Source organism: Acidovorax sp. sif1233, assembly GCF_019218755.1.
In the GTDB taxonomy this organism is placed as follows: domain Bacteria; phylum Pseudomonadota; class Gammaproteobacteria; order Burkholderiales; family Burkholderiaceae_C; genus Acidovorax.
This window is the reverse complement of the sequence record NZ_JAHUWZ010000005.1, coordinates 216,587-230,371: the sequence shown is the minus strand read 5'-3', so window position 1 is coordinate 230,371 and position 13,785 is coordinate 216,587. Positions and strand designations below refer to the sequence as shown.

The 13,785-nt window shown below is 68.7% G+C and carries 15 protein-coding genes; 8 read left to right on the top strand and 7 right to left on the bottom strand.

Annotated features, from left to right (window positions below; genetic code table 11):
* The first annotated feature begins 46 nt into the window (after positions 1 to 46).
* Together KW843_RS17965 and KW843_RS17960 are read left to right on the top strand one after the other, a co-directional pair.
* Positions 47 to 1,102 carry a helix-turn-helix domain-containing protein gene (locus KW843_RS17965; protein ID WP_218296518.1) on the top strand — a complete coding sequence of 352 codons (1,056 nt, stop codon included), beginning with the start codon at positions 47 to 49 and terminating at the stop codon, positions 1,100 to 1,102.
* A 297-nt stretch (positions 1,103 to 1,399) separates the two neighbouring features.
* Entirely contained in the window at positions 1,400 to 1,978 is a 579-nt protein-coding gene (locus KW843_RS17960; protein WP_218296517.1) for a midcut-by-XrtH protein, read from the top strand.
* An 18-nt stretch (positions 1,979 to 1,996) separates the two neighbouring features.
* On the opposite strand, the gene KW843_RS17955 is transcribed toward KW843_RS17960, so the two are convergent.
* Positions 1,997 to 2,917, bottom strand: coding sequence for a LysR family transcriptional regulator ArgP (locus KW843_RS17955; protein WP_218296516.1), 921 nt, complete (start codon positions 2,915 to 2,917; stop codon positions 1,997 to 1,999).
* Between the two features lie 176 nt (positions 2,918 to 3,093).
* On the opposite strand from KW843_RS17955, the gene KW843_RS17950 reads away from it, so the two are divergent.
* Both KW843_RS17950 and KW843_RS17945 read left to right on the top strand, forming a co-directional pair.
* Positions 3,094 to 4,431, top strand: a complete 1,338-nt coding sequence (locus KW843_RS17950) for a D-amino acid dehydrogenase (RefSeq protein WP_218296515.1) — start codon at positions 3,094 to 3,096, stop codon at positions 4,429 to 4,431.
* A gap of 45 nt (positions 4,432 to 4,476) precedes the next feature.
* The gene (locus KW843_RS17945) at positions 4,477 to 5,031 is read left to right on the top strand and encodes a flavodoxin family protein (protein WP_218296514.1); all 555 of its coding nucleotides are present in this window, start codon (positions 4,477 to 4,479) and stop codon (positions 5,029 to 5,031) included.
* Between the two features lie 98 nt (positions 5,032 to 5,129).
* Here the strand turns inward: KW843_RS17945 and KW843_RS17940 are convergent, their stop codons facing one another.
* The 3 genes from KW843_RS17940 to KW843_RS17930 all read right to left on the bottom strand — a co-directional run bounded on the left by KW843_RS17940 (position 5,130) and on the right by KW843_RS17930 (position 7,298).
* Positions 5,130 to 5,339: a helix-hairpin-helix domain-containing protein gene (locus KW843_RS17940; RefSeq protein WP_218296513.1), complete on the bottom strand. Its 210-nt coding sequence runs from the start codon at positions 5,337 to 5,339 to the stop codon at positions 5,130 to 5,132.
* A gap of 282 nt (positions 5,340 to 5,621) precedes the next feature.
* Entirely contained in the window at positions 5,622 to 6,380 is a 759-nt protein-coding gene (locus KW843_RS17935; RefSeq protein ID WP_218296512.1) for a YdcF family protein, read from the bottom strand.
* Between the two features lie 129 nt (positions 6,381 to 6,509).
* On the bottom strand, positions 6,510 to 7,298 hold the full coding sequence (locus KW843_RS17930) for an alpha/beta fold hydrolase (RefSeq protein ID WP_218296511.1): 789 nt from the start codon (positions 7,296 to 7,298) through the stop codon (positions 6,510 to 6,512).
* A 188-nt stretch (positions 7,299 to 7,486) separates the two neighbouring features.
* On the opposite strand from KW843_RS17930, the gene KW843_RS17925 reads away from it, so the two are divergent.
* Together KW843_RS17925 and KW843_RS17920 are read left to right on the top strand one after the other, a co-directional pair.
* Positions 7,487 to 8,008: a flavin reductase family protein gene (locus KW843_RS17925; RefSeq protein ID WP_029414219.1), complete on the top strand. Its 522-nt coding sequence runs from the start codon at positions 7,487 to 7,489 to the stop codon at positions 8,006 to 8,008.
* Positions 8,005 to 8,595 (top strand): MOSC domain-containing protein, encoded by a 591-nt coding sequence (locus KW843_RS17920; protein ID WP_218296510.1) that lies wholly within the window; start codon positions 8,005 to 8,007, stop codon positions 8,593 to 8,595. The genes KW843_RS17925 and KW843_RS17920 overlap by 4 nt, the downstream gene beginning before the upstream one ends.
* An 87-nt stretch (positions 8,596 to 8,682) precedes the next feature.
* Here the strand turns inward: KW843_RS17920 and minE are convergent, their stop codons facing one another.
* From minE to minC, 3 genes are all read right to left on the bottom strand, one after another.
* Positions 8,683 to 8,949, bottom strand: coding sequence for a cell division topological specificity factor MinE (gene minE / locus KW843_RS17915; RefSeq protein WP_015011987.1), 267 nt, complete (start codon positions 8,947 to 8,949; stop codon positions 8,683 to 8,685).
* A 3-nt stretch (positions 8,950 to 8,952) separates the two neighbouring features.
* Positions 8,953 to 9,771, bottom strand: a complete 819-nt coding sequence (minD, locus tag KW843_RS17910) for a septum site-determining protein MinD (protein WP_218296509.1) — start codon at positions 9,769 to 9,771, stop codon at positions 8,953 to 8,955.
* 204 nt (positions 9,772 to 9,975) lie between these two features.
* On the bottom strand, positions 9,976 to 10,743 hold the full coding sequence (minC, locus tag KW843_RS17905) for a septum site-determining protein MinC (RefSeq protein ID WP_218296508.1): 768 nt from the start codon (positions 10,741 to 10,743) through the stop codon (positions 9,976 to 9,978).
* A gap of 294 nt (positions 10,744 to 11,037) precedes the next feature.
* Here minC and KW843_RS17900 point away from each other — a divergent pair, with 294 nt between their 5' ends.
* Together KW843_RS17900 and KW843_RS17895 are read left to right on the top strand one after the other, a co-directional pair.
* Positions 11,038 to 11,955, top strand: a complete 918-nt coding sequence (locus tag KW843_RS17900) for a DMT family transporter (RefSeq protein WP_218296507.1) — start codon at positions 11,038 to 11,040, stop codon at positions 11,953 to 11,955.
* A gap of 124 nt (positions 11,956 to 12,079) precedes the next feature.
* Positions 12,080 to 13,606: a hypothetical protein gene (locus tag KW843_RS17895; RefSeq protein ID WP_218296506.1), complete on the top strand. Its 1,527-nt coding sequence runs from the start codon at positions 12,080 to 12,082 to the stop codon at positions 13,604 to 13,606.
* Positions 13,607 to 13,785: the final 179 nt, after the last annotated feature.

Below are 13,785 nucleotides of genomic sequence, written 5' to 3'. Positions count from 1 at the left end.
ATCTGCGCTGGTGCACTGCAGCACCCGCCCCCATAATCGCGCCGCCATGTCCACGCCGCACGCCCTGCCATCGACAGTTTTCACCACCGACCAGGGTTCCGGCGAAGAGCGCTTCGAGGCCTGGCGCAGCAGCATTTCGGTGGTCTTCGATGTCGCGCCGCTGGACCGCGATCCGCTGGAGAGCTTCAGTGCATCGGTCACCGCCAGCCACCTGGGCGCCCTGCTGGTGGGCGACCTGCGCTTTGGCCGGCAGCAGTTCTCGCGCGGTACGCCGCGCGTGGCGCGCGACGGGGTCAACCACTACCTGGTGCAGTGGTACCGCAGCGGCGGGTTCGTGGGCCAGCACGACGACGGCGTGGACATGCAGGTGCGCGCGGGCGACATCACCGTGTTCGACCTCGGCCGCACGCAGCGCACCTACGCCAGCCCCTCGCACGTCCTGTCCATCGTCGTGCCCCGCGAGATCGCCGACGAGGCCTTTTGCAGCCCCTCGGCCGACCTGCACGGCACGGTGCTGCGCGGCCACACGGCGCTGGGCGGGCTGCTCAGCGACTACCTGCAGTCGCTGCATCGGCGGCTGCCCACCGTCACCCTCCCCGAGGCGCCCGCCGTGGTGCAGGCCACCACGCAGATGCTGGCGGCCTGCCTGCGCCCGGGCCGCGACACCCTCGCCCAGGCGGAACCACAGATCCAGGGTGTCACCCTCGGACGCATCCAGCAATACATCGCGCAGCACCTGGGGGCCCCGCTCAGCCCCGAGCTGCTGAGCCGCACGTTCGGCGTCTCGCGCAGCATGCTGTACCGGCTGTTCGAGCCGCTGGGCGGCGTGGCGCACTACGTGCAGCAGCAGCGCCTGGCCCGGGCGTTCCACGCGCTGGCCAACCCGGCCAACCGCCGGCTGCGGGTGGGCGAGATCGCCACGCGCGCCGGGTTCACCAGCGAGGCGCATTTCAGCCGCGCCTTTCGCACGACCTTTGGCCTCACGCCCAGCGACGTGCGTGCCATGGGGCGCGGCTGTCAAGCGCCCCGCAAGGGCCCGGACGGCGCCAGCGGGCAGACCACCGCCGAATACGCGGACTGGCTGCGCGGCTTGAGGGTGTAGCACCCGCTTTTGCCGATCCCTCGGCGGCACGGGCAGTCAAGCGCCCTGAAACGCACAGTCAAGCCGCGCCGTGAATGCTGCCTAGCATGCGCGGCAGCCCTCCTCCGCTTCTTCTCCGTGCGCGCCACCATGTTCCTTGTCCGCGGCATCGCCGCCGCCCTTTTCGCGGCCAACCAACCGGCGCAGCGTGGGCTTGGCCTTGACCGACGGCGGCCCGGGTCCCGTCGCAGGGCTCGCGCGTCACTCCCAAAACAATAGCTACTCACCCTTTTAAAACAAGCGCTACAAGGCAATTTCATGCAAAAAAACCATCCCTCCCGTCACCCCGCAACCGCCCCACGCATCGCCCTGCTGTGGGCCGCCGCCGCTGCAGCCCCCGCCGCCTGGGCCCAGGGCGCGCCCGTGGGCGCGGTGGCCTATGCCCCGCTGGCGGCCCCGGCCGCCGTGCCCACGCTGTCGCAATGGGGGCTGCTGGTGCTGGTGCTGCTCCTGGCCGCCGCGGCCCGCCACCTGCTGCGCCACGCGGGACACGGCGTGGTCCGCGCCATCGTGCCGGGGCTGCTGGCCTGCGCGGCGCTGCTGTGCATGCCGTGGGGCGGACAGGCGATCGCGGTGCCCTCCAGCGATGTCCCGCTGGACAACCCGGCGGGGGGCGTGGCCGACATTCCCGACCACCCCGACTTGGAACGTGCATTCGCCGACTACCTGCACGCCTACGAGGTGCGCAACACCACGGACCGCCCCCAGCGGATCACCGCCGTGAGCGTGACCGCCGCGCACCGCATCCAGGGCCCGGGTGATGAGACCCGATGCACGGTGGGGCAGACGCTGGCGCCCATGGCCTCGTGCCATCTCGTGGTGGGCCGGCCGCACTGAACGCAGCCGCCGCCCCGGCTAGGCCGCCGGCGCCTCGAGCGTGCGGGCGGCCGTGGCCGTGAGCGCGGCCGTGAGCGCGTCCAGCACCGCCGACTCCAGGTTCCAGCAGTGCCAGTACAGCTGGATCGGCAGCCTGCGGCCGGGCGCCAGGTCCACCATGCTGCCGTCGGCGATGGGCCCGCGCGCCAGCAGCTCGGGCACCACGCCCACCGCCCAGCCTGCGGCCACGGCGCGCATCTGCGCCTCCGACCCGGGCACGAACAGGTGGTTGAGCGCCACGCGCTTGAGGCCGAAGGCACGGGCCACGAATTCGGCGGCCATGTCGTCCTTGCGGTTGAACGACAGGAACGGCACTTCGCGGAAGTTGTGCGGCGTGAGACCCTGGGGCAGGTGCTGCTGCGCATAGGGCGCGGACGCCACCGCCACGTAGTGCATGGCGCCCAGAGGCACCATCTTGCAGCCGCGCAGGGCCTGCTTGAGCGTGGTCACGCAGCCCAGCACCTGGCCGGAGCGCAGCCATTCCTGGGTGAAGTCCTGGTCGTCCACGATGATTTCGAGCGGCAGGCGCTGGCGCACCAGGTCGTGCAGCGCGCCCATGGCCCAGGTGGCGATGCTGTCGGCATTGATGGCGATCGAGATGCGTTCGTCCTCGCGCGTGCCGCCGGGGGCGCTGGGCGCGAGTTCGTGCAGGTCGCGCTCCAGGTCGGCGCGCAGCAGTCGCAGCTGCTTGGTGTGCTTGAGCAGCAACTGCCCCGCCGAGGTGGGCCGCAGCGGACGGCTGCGCACGATGAGCACCGAGCCCACCTGCGCCTCCAGCGCGCGCAGGCGCTGTGAGACGGCCGACTGTGTGACGTTCAGGCGCTGCGCAGCGCGCTCGAAGCCGCCCTCTTCAACGATGGCGGCAAGGCATTCCAGGGCGGCGGGATCGTAGGTGCTCATGGTCTCGGGCTCGAACAAAAGAGGGTTGTCTCTACCGCACCGTTTATTAGGTGCGCTGATGTTTTTGGAGTAAGTTTAATTTTGCTTTTAGTTGAATGCAATGTCGCGCACACTGCGCCCCATCGTGTCCCGCACTGGGGCGGGTGGCACGCAAAGGCTCACAAGGCATTCCGCATATGAAAACCATTGTTCTCGGCGCAGGCATCATCGGCACCAGCACCGCGTGGCACCTGCTCGAACGCGGCCACGAGGTCATCGTGGTCGACCGCCAGCCCGATGCGGCGCTCGAAACCAGCTTTGCCAACGCGGCGCAGATCTCGGTGAGCTACTGCGAGCCCTGGGCCAACCGCGAGGCACCGCTCAAGGCGCTCAAGTGGATGTTCGACAAAGAGGCGCCGCTGCTGTTCCGCCCCCAGATGGACTGGCAGCAATGGCGCTGGGGCCTGCAGTTCCTGGCGCAGTGCAACGACGCGGCATTCGAGCGCAACGTGCAGCAGATCGTGGCGCTGGGCGCCTACAGCCATGCCGCGCTCAAGGACCTTGTGACCACCACGGGCATTGAGTACAACCGGCTCGAACGCGGCATCGCCCACTTCTACACCGACCAGAAGTCCTTCGACGCCGCGGGCCATGCGGTGGAGCTCATGCGCAAGCACGGCGTGCAACGGCGCCTGGTGAGCCGCGACGAACTGCTGCAGATCGAGCCCGCGTTCAAGGCCTACGGCGACAAGATCACCGGCGGCACCTACACCAGCACCGACGAGAGCGGCGACGCGCGCGTGTTCACGCAGGAACTCGCCCGCCGCTGCATGGCGCGCGGCGCGCAGTTCCTCTATGGCCACGACGTGCTGCGCCTGAACAAGATCGGCAACGCTATTGATTCGGTAGCTGTCATGGCACGCCAGTCCAGCGGTGGGGGCAAAAAAGACTTCATCCTGAAGGCCGACGCCGTGGTCGTGGCCTGCGGCTCCTACAGCGCACCGCTGCTGCGCACCGTGGGCGTGGACCTGCCCATCTACCCCGGCAAGGGCTACAGCGCCACGTTCCCGCTGCTCAAGCCCGAGGGCGCGCCCATGGTCTCCACCATCGACGACGGCAAGAAGATCGCCATGAGCCGCCTGGGCAACCACCTGCGCGTGGCGGGCACCATCGAACTCAACGGCTGGGACCTGACGCTGGACAGCACACTGGCCCGCGCGCGCTGCCACATGCTGTCGCGCCGCATCGAGGCCATCCTGCCCGGCGTGTGCGACACCCGCACGCCCGAAGAAGGCGGCGACCCGCAGTACTGGACCGGCCTGCGCCCGGCCACGCCCACCAACATCCCTTTCATCGGGCAGACCCGCGTGGGCAAGCTGTGGGTGAATGCGGGCCACGGCACGCTGGGCTGGACGCACGGCGCGGGCTCGGGCAAGGCGCTGGCCGAGCTCATCAGCGGCGAACAGCCCGCGATGAACTTCGGCTTCCTGGGCGACGAGCGCGTGCGCGCGCCCCGGGCCGTCGCCACGGCCTGAAGCCACTGCCAGCAGACACGGGCCGGGGCCGTTACGATCCCGTCCATGCCTGCACCGCACTACCTCTTTCTCACCACGTCCACCCGCGAGCCGGGCCACACCGGCAACACCGAGTGGCTCGCGCGCCAGGCGGCCGCCGCGCTGCCCCCGGGCACCGCGCAAACCTGGCACCACCTGGCCCGGATGGACCTGCCGCCCTTCGTGGACCAGCGCCACACCTCGGGCACCTATGCGCCGCCCGAAGGCGACATGAAGACGCTGCTGGACGCCACGCTGGCGGCCACGCACATCGTGTTCGTGGCGCCGGTCTACTGGTACAGCATTCCCTCGCCGCTCAAGACCTACCTGGACCACTGGAGCGCCTGGATGCGCGTGCCCGGCCTGGCCTTCAAGGAGCCCATGGGCGCGAAGACCCTGGCGCTCATCACCACCAGCGGCGACCGCGCCAAGGCCCAGCCCATGATCGACTCCGTGGAGCTGTGCGCCCGGTTCCTGTCGATGGCCTGGGGCGGCGCGCTCTGGGGCAAGGGCGGGCCGCCGGGGGCGGTGCAGGCCGACGCGCAGGCGCTGGCTGCGGCGCCGGACTTCTTGCTGGCGTAACTAACCACAACGCCGTGCCGGCACGGCCCAGGGTGAGGCTGCTGCGGTCGCGGTGGGTGTGGCTTTCGCCACAGGGGCCGGGCCGCCGGCGAGAACAGCTAGGGCTGCCGGCTCCGGGCCAGCGCCACGATGGCGCCAATGGCACCGCGCGCCTGGGGGCTGTTGTGCCAGCAGGTGGACCTCATCATCTCCGAGATGGTTCTGGTCACCGCGGCCACATCCGCGTCGACCAGTTCGGCCAGCGCCGAAAACCCGACCTGCTCCAGGCGCGCAATCACGGTGGCCCCCACGCCGTGCAGGGCCAGCATTTGCTCTTTTTCAGCGGCAGAAAAACCCATGTCACCCCACTGTGGGCATTGCAACGAGGGAGACTGTATCCGCCTGCCCGAGCGCCGTCAGGTTCGCCAGGCTCTGGCGGCCCGCAGATCCATCCGGCACCGGGGCGTGCGCGGCGTCTCCCATGGCTGGGGCGCCGGCGCCCGGCGCGCCTTTCCACTTCGCTGTGCCGGCGGCATTGGCCTGCATCATGGGCAGCTCCCTCTCAAGAATGGTGCACACGAGGCTATTGCCGGGCTGCTGACAACGTCGTGTCAGGAGCCCAGCCCCATCCGCTGCACCAGAATCCCCAGCCATTCGTGCAGCGCCAGGCTGCTGTCGGCCAGCGCGGAGGCGCGCGGCAACACCCGGTACAGCTTGCGGGCCTGCCCGCCCTTGAAGCCCATGGGCGCGGGCAGCACCTGCAGCCCCGCGCGCTCGAAGGCCCCGGCCGCGCGCACCATGTGCCAGCCGTGGGTGACCAGGGCAATGCGCTCGATACCGGCGGCCTTGAGCAGGATGGCGGATTTTTCGGCATTGCTGCGGGTGTCGAGCGACTCCACCTCCGTCCAGCGCACCCGCCCTTTGAACTCGCGCTCCACCACGTCCTTCATGACCAGCGACTCGGCCCGCATGCCGCCGGTGGAGCCGCCCGTCGCCAGGATCGGCAAGCCCGCCTGCTGCTGCAGGTGCACGGCGTAGCGCACCCGCTCGCGGGCGCCCCGGCTGAGCACATCCACACCGTACTCGGGGGCCACGGTGTCGGCCCCGCCCCCCAGCACCACGATGGCCTGGGTGCGCGCTTGGGACAACTGCTTGGCGGTCACCACGGGATGGTGCTCCAGGCTGCGCACCAGCACATCCGACACCGGTGGCCAGGACAGCACCAGCACCGACAGCAGCGACAGCACCACCACCGTGATGCCCGTGCGGCGGTGGTAGCGCGCGATCCACAGCCCCACCAGCGCCAGCAGGATGCTGGACACCGGGGGCAACAGCAGCGCAGACAGTATTTTCTTCAGGGCAAACCACATGGCAACAGAAGGAGAAAGGGAAGGAGCAATCAGGCCTGCACGAGCCCGCCCGGCGGCGCCAGGGCATGGCGGGGGAAAAAATGGACCGCTTGGACGGCCGAACCATCGGCCCTGCGGGGTGGGGCAAGCTCAGTGCAGCACCCGCCGCTGCGCCAGAAAGTCCAGCAGCGCGGCATCGAAACCCTCGGGGTCCTCCAGCTGGGGCCAGTGCCCGACATGGGGCAGCACCAGGGTCTGCGCATCGGGCAGCACCTGGGCCAGCGCCTCCAGGGCCGCGGGGGGTGTGCAGCGGTCCAGCGCGCCCCCCACCAGCAGCGTGGGCATGGCCAGGTGGGCCAGCGCGGCAGCCCCGCGATCAAACGTGGGCAAGGCCTCCAGCGCGCGCCGGTAGGCCCCCGGGTACACCTGGGCCAGCGCATGGCTGGCCAGCCGCACCCCTTCGGGCAAGGCGCCGGTGCCGATGAACTGGGGCACCAGCGTCTGCGCCAGCGCCTCCATGCCGCCACCGCCATCCAGCGCTTTCAGGGCGCGCAGCCGGGGCGCCACCCAGTCTTCCACCGCCTGCGCATCGAGCGCCGGCCCGCCCGCGCACAGCACGAGGCGCCGCACCTGCGATGGGCCGCGCACGGCGGCCTCCAGCGCCACCATGGCGCCCATGCCGTGCCCCACCAGCGTGACCGGGCCACCCCGCAGGGCGTCGATCAGGGCCAGGCAGCTCTGCGCCAGCGCCTTGAAGGTGTAGGGCTCCACGGGCGCGCTGCGGCCATAGCCCGGCATGTTCCAGGCCACGGCGCGGTAGCCGACCGTGGCCAGCGTTTCCACCTGGGGGGCAAAGGTGAGGTGGTCGCCATCGGCGTCGTGCAGCATGAGCACGGTGGGGCCGGAGCCCAGGGCGGTGAAGGTAGGAAGAACGGCCATGCGGTGGAAAACGGAACAGGAATGACTTACGCAAAACAGGGTTCAGGCAGGTAGCTCGCCCCCACGCCAGGTGGTGGTTGCATCCCGATTTGCGCAAGTCTTACGGAAGTAAACCCCGCAACAGCGCGGTGGTGGGTGGCGCCTGATAATAGTTGCTCCCCCCTGCTGCCACCGCTGGCACCGCTTTTGTGAACCCTTCGCCCCCCCGCCCCGCCCTCGCCCTGCCACCGAGCTTCTCCACACGCGAGTTTCGCGATGCACTGGGCATGTTTGCCACGGGCGTGACCATCGTCACGGCCCGCACGGCTGCGGGTGACCTGGTGGGGCTCACGGCCAGTTCCTTCAATTCGGTGTCGCTGGCACCCCCGCTGGTGCTGTGGAGCCTGTCGCACGGCGCCAGCACCCTGCCCACCTTTGCCGATGGCTCGCACTACGCCATCCACGTGCTGGCCGCGGACCAGAAGGCGCTGGCCGAGCGTTTTGCCACGCGCGGCATCGACCGCTGGGCAGGCCTGGAACACCGGCCCGGCATCAGCGGCGCCCCGTTGCTGGCCGGGGCGGCTGCCACATTCGAATGCTTCAACCGCAGCCAGTACAAGGAGGGCGACCACACCATCTTTGTGGGCGAGGTCGAACGCTGCGAGCACCGCGAAGGCATCTCGCCCCTGCTGTACCACGGGGGCAAGTTCTACACCGAGCACCCGCTGTGACGACCCCCACCGTGGCCGTGCGCCACGTGAACATCGGCCTGGCCCGGCGCCTGAAGGTGGGCGAACGCTCGGTGCTCACCGCCATCGGCAAGGCGCCCGTCACCGGCCCGGTGGCCGTGGGCCCGCTGGGTCTGGCAGGGGACGAGCAGGCAGACCCGAGCGTGCACGGTGGCCTGGGCAAGGCCATATACGCCTACCCCGCCGCCCACTACGCGTTCTGGCAGGCACAGCGCCGCGAACGCGGCGTGAGCCTGTTCGATGAAACCTTGCCGCCGGGTTTCATGGGGGAGAACCTCACCATCGACGGGCCGCTGGAAGCGGAGGTGTTTGTGGGCGACGAATGGCATTTCCCCCACTGCGTGCTGCGGGTGAGCGCCCCGCGCGAGCCATGCTTCAAGTTCAACGCCGTCATGGGGTTTGCGCAGGCGGGCCGCACCATGGCCCTGGCCGGATGCTGCGGCTACTACCTGGCGGTGGACCAGCCCGGCACCATCGCCGCCGGAGAGACCGCCACGCTGGTGCCCGGGCAGCGCGGGCTGAGCATCGCGCAGGCGCTGGCCGGCAAGTGGGCGAAACACGCGCGCTAGCCAAGCCCCACCGGGTTCATCAATTTTGATAGCTGCCAGCGCTTACCAGATAAGCGCCAGGGGCCAATTTGGCTTGGATGCAGGACCTCAGCGCACGGTGTCGGGCAGCTCGATCTTGACTTCCAGAACTTCCAGGTTGTCCTGGCGCTCCAGGTGCACCTTGAGGTCGTCGGGGTTGATCTTCACGTACTTGGAGATCACCGCCACCAGTTCGCGCTGCAGCGCGGGCAGGTAGTCGGGCTCCGAGGCATTGCGGCCGTTGCGCTCGTGCGCCAGGATGATCTGCAGCCGCTCCTTGGCGACGCTGGCGGTTTTCTTCTTCTCGCCGAGCAGGAAGGACAGGAAAGAAGCCATGGCTTATTTGCTCCCGAACAGGCGTTTGAAGAAGCCTGGCTTTTCCGCGTCGATGAAACGCAGCGGCTTGTCGGTGGCGCCCAGGAAGCGGTCGATCACATCCTTGTAGGCCTCGGACACATCCGAGTCCTTGGCGTGGATCGCGGGCGTGCCCTGGTTGGACGACTGCAGCACCACTTCCGACTCGGGGATCACGCCGATCAGCTTGATGCGCAGGATGTCCTGGATGTCTTCCAGGCTCAGCATCTGGCCGTCCTGCACGCGGCTGGGGTTGTAGCGCGTGATGAGCAGGTGCTCCTTGATCGGCTCGCCGCCTTCGATCGCGCGCTTGGTCTTGCTGCCCAGCATGCCCAGGATGCGGTCCGAGTCGCGCACCGACGACACCTCGGGGTTCGTCACCAGCAGCGCCTCGTCGGCGAAGTGCATGGCCATCAGCGCGCCGCTTTCAATGCCGGCGGGCGAGTCGCAGACGATGTACTCGAAGTCCATCGCGGCCAGGTCCTTGAGCACTTTCTCGACGCCGTCCTGCGTGAGCGCGTCCTTGTCGCGCGTCTGGCTGGCGGCCAGCACGAACAGGTTGTCGCACTGCTTGTCCTTGATGAGGGCCTGGTTCAGGTTGGCCTCGCCCTGGATCACGTTGATGAGGTCGTACACCACGCGGCGTTCGCAGCCCATGATGAGGTCCAGGTTGCGCAGGCCGACATCAAAGTCGATCACGGCGGTCTTGTGGCCGCGCAGGGCGAGGCCGGTGGCAAAGCTGGCACTGGTGGTGGTCTTGCCCACGCCACCCTTGCCGGAGGTCACGACGACGATTTTGGCCATGTGTTGGGGTCTCTTGAGGGGTTGGATGATGAATGAAGTATCAATTTTCGTGGTGCATGCACCGGGGCGACGCTTGACACGGGCGTGGCCCACACCAGGGCTCCCGCGCAAGGGCCGCCCCGCCGCGCTGGGAGCGTCCCCCTGCCCGCTGCGCGCAGCGCTGCGAGAGCGGGGGGAAGGAGCGAAGCGACATAGGGGGGTGTTTCACTTGAGAGCTTCGATGATGAGCTTCTCGCCGTCGAGCCGGACCTGGGCCGGCTTGCCGCGCACATCGGCGGGCAACTCGGTCTCGGTGGTGCGGTAGATGCCCGCGATGGACACCAGCTGGGGCTCCAGGCAGGTCGAAAAGATGCGCGCTTCGGTGTTGCCGCGCGCACCGGCAATCGCGCGGCCGCGCAGCGGGGCATAGACGTGGATGTTGCCGTCGGCGATCACCTCGGCGCCAAAGCTCACCACGGCCATCACCACCAGGTCGGCGCCACGGGCATACACCTGCTGGCCCGAGCGCAGGGGCTTGTCCACCACCACGGTGCCGGGGCCCGGCATGGGCACTTCGCGCACCACTTCGACCTCGACCTCGCGGATCACCTCGCGCACCACTTCCTGCACCGGGGTGGCAGGGGCCTCGGCGCGAACGGGCGGTGCATCGGGCGCCGCGGCCAGCCCGGCCGCGCGCGCGGCATCCATCTGGGCAGGGCTGCCGCCGCGGACCGCCACGGGCAGGGTGCTGTGGCTGCGCAGCAAGGCCGTGATGGCCGCGAAATCGATGGGTTCCTGCGCTTCGCGCACAGGGGCCAGATCGATCAGCACCGGGTCATTGTCGAAGAAGCCCGGGGCGTCGGCCACGCGCTCGGCCAGGTCGGCGGCAAACAGCGCGGCGTCGGTGGTCTTGAGCACCACGGCCACCACGGGCAAAGAGGCGCTCTTGAGGTCAAAGCTGGTGCGGGACTGCGCCGCCGTCGTAAGGGCCATGAATGAGGGTGGAAAAGACGCTCGGGAACGGGTTTCAGAAGGCGCAAAGTGTACCGTGGGCCCGTGTAAGAACCTGTTCGCGCTCCCCGGGCGCCCTGCGCGGGAACACAAGGGGAAACGCGCGGCGCCTCGCGCGTGGCGCCGCGCCCCTCCCTGGGGAGCCCGTGCCTTCATCGGAAACCGGGCCAATGGCCGCCAGGGTCGCGAGGGGCCGTGAAGCCTTCCGCCCGCGCTCCGGGGCGCCTGGATGCATGGGCGACGGGCCGCCGGGCAAGGGTCTTTGATAATCGACCGATGTCTTCTCCCCGCAAAACCCACATCGATTCCCTGGCCATCGCCCTGCTGCTGGCCTGCTGCATGTTCTGGGGCTTCCAGCAGGTGCTGGTGAAAGCCACCGTGGGCGAGGTGGCTCCCGTGTACCAGGCCTTTCTGCGCTTCGTGCTGGCCACCGTGGCGGTCGCCGCCTGGTGCGCGTGGCGCGGCGTGCCGCTGTCGGGCGCGGCCGAGCCGGCCGGGGCACCGCGCGCGGGCCTGCTCGCCGGGGCGCTGTTCGCAGGAGAATTTGCCTGCATCTACCTGGGGCTGCAGTACACCACGGCGTCGCGCCTCACGGTGTTCCTCTATGCCGCCCCGTTCTGGGTGGCCCTGCTGCTGCCGCGCTTCATCCCCGGTGAGCGCCTGCAGGGCTGGCAGTGGCTGGGACTGGCCGCTGCCTTTGTGGGCGTGGGGCTGGCGCTGGGCGACGGTCTGCTGGGCCCCGCCAACGCCGCCCTGCCCCGTGCCTGGCTGGGCGACCTGCTGGGCCTGGCCGCGGGCCTGATGTGGGCGCTGACCACGGTGGTGATCCGCACCACGCCGCTCGCGCGCGTGGCGCCCGCCAAGCAGCTGCTCTACCAGGTGGGCGTGAGCGCCGCCGCACTGCCCTGGCTGTCGCTGGCCCTGGGCGAAAGCTGGACCTTGCAGTTCAGCACCTTCGCCTGGGGTTCGCTGCTGGTGCAGGCACTCGTGGGTGCATTCGTGAGCTATCTGGCCTGGATGTGGATGCTGGCGCACTACCCGGCCACGAAGATCTCGGTGTTCGTGTTCCTCACGCCCGTGTTCGCGCTGCTGTTTGGCACCTGGTGGCTGGGCGAGCCCGTGACGCCCGGACTGGTGGCGGCGCTGGTGCTGGTAGCGGCGGGGATCGTGCTGGTGAACCGGCGCGCGAGCTGATCATTTGTATCAAATGGTGCTACTGCGCCTACTCACTTGGCACTGGCAGCTATCATTTTCATGGCACTTGTTGTCGAAGGTGCCCAGTCCAACCAGGCATGTGGGAAGAACACATGGGGACGATTTGAATCATCGCTGCAAAGTACCACCACAGGTACGCGAGCACCGTTTACCGCTTCCTGAAAAAGCACCCATGCATCACAACACAATGACTTTTGCACCCGAAGCTGCCCACCAATGGGCCCGACGTGCCTTGCCGACCTTGCGAGCCGCACTGGCCTTGAGCTGTGCCGCACTGGCCTTGGCAGGCTGCGGTGGCGGCTCAGGCTCCGCAGAGCCAGGCCAGCCTCCCGTCACCGGCGCGCTGGCCGCCCCCGAGAACTTTGAGAACGGTGGGGCCCTGAGTTTTTCGTGGAGCGCCACGCCGGGCGCCACCCGCTATGAGCTCTTTGCCGACACGGATGGCCCAGGGCCTCAAACGGAAGTGCAGATGGGCGAGGCGCAAGGCCTCAGTTTCTACTCCACGACTCAACGACAGTTCGGCTACCTGAATCTCGCCCGGCTGCCTGACTTCATCAACGCCACCTTCCGTCTGCGGGCTTGCAACACCGATGGCTGTGGAGCCTTCACCGCAGCGAAGGCGCTGGACATTCCCAAAAGCATCAGCCATGAATTCCCATCGGGGCGTGCGCCCCTCAAATCATCAGCGAGCAATTTCGATCCCATATCCCAGGACGGCCTGACTTTGGTCCTGCGCGGTGCCAGCGGTTCGACAAGCACCTTGTTGGTGTTCGCGCGCACGGCCATCGACCAGCCATGGCAGCAGCAAGCCGAGTTCCCCACGCGCGCGTCCCGGATCGCGCTGTCTTCGGACGGCACCACCCTGGCGGGGGCTGAAGACGACAAGATACAGATCTACCACCGCGGCGGCGCAACCTGGGGCCTGCAAGCCACGATTACATCGACCCAGACGCCTGCCGCATGCCCCCAGCCCTGCCAGTTGGCCTCCGTCCCCGGCAAGCTGGCACTGTCGGCCAACGGCAACCTGCTGGCCGTCACGGGGATCTATGGCGCTGCCACTAACACCCCCAACGCTGTTTTCACCTACGTGCGCACCGGCACGACCTGGGCACCCCAAAGCCATCTGGCGCCGGGAGGCAGCGTCGTGGGAACGGCCCTGGCCCTGTCGGGCGATGGCAGCACCCTGGCGTTGAACAGCGGCGCCATCACCCGCAGCGAGAGCTTCGCACCACCATACCTGCATGTTTACGCGCAAAGCGGAGGCGGGACGTGGAGCGAGCAAGCGCGGCTGCCCGTGGGCATCGTGAATTTCCTGGACATTGCGGCATCGCGGTACAGCGCCTTGGCGCTCTCCAACGATGGCGCCACGCTGGCCGTCGAAGCCCTGAACGCACCCAACTCGTTGCCGGCAGAGTTCCACATCACTGGTGCAGACCTCACATGCGCAGGCACGGGGAGTACGGCGCCCGGGTGGCACATCGCCTTGTTCGCCCGCGAGGGTGCTACATGGCGCAGGCAGGCCGTCATAGCGCGCGACGCAGCGTCCTGGGCCCTGGCAAACGACGGCAACGCCCTCTTCTTCGGTGGCGAGCTGTTCAACCGCCGCAGCGGCGCCTGGACGTGCCCTTAGGGTTACGCGCCGCCGGGGGCCTGAAGCCCCGCGAGGATGGCCACCTCCAGCCCCCCTACGGACCGTGCCCCGCGGCAATGAAGCCGGGAAAAACAAGGCCTACCGCCATATAGCAAGCGTATGTAGCTTCTATTTTTATAGCAAAATGCAGGTCAACCGGGGGCATGGCCTCATGGCGC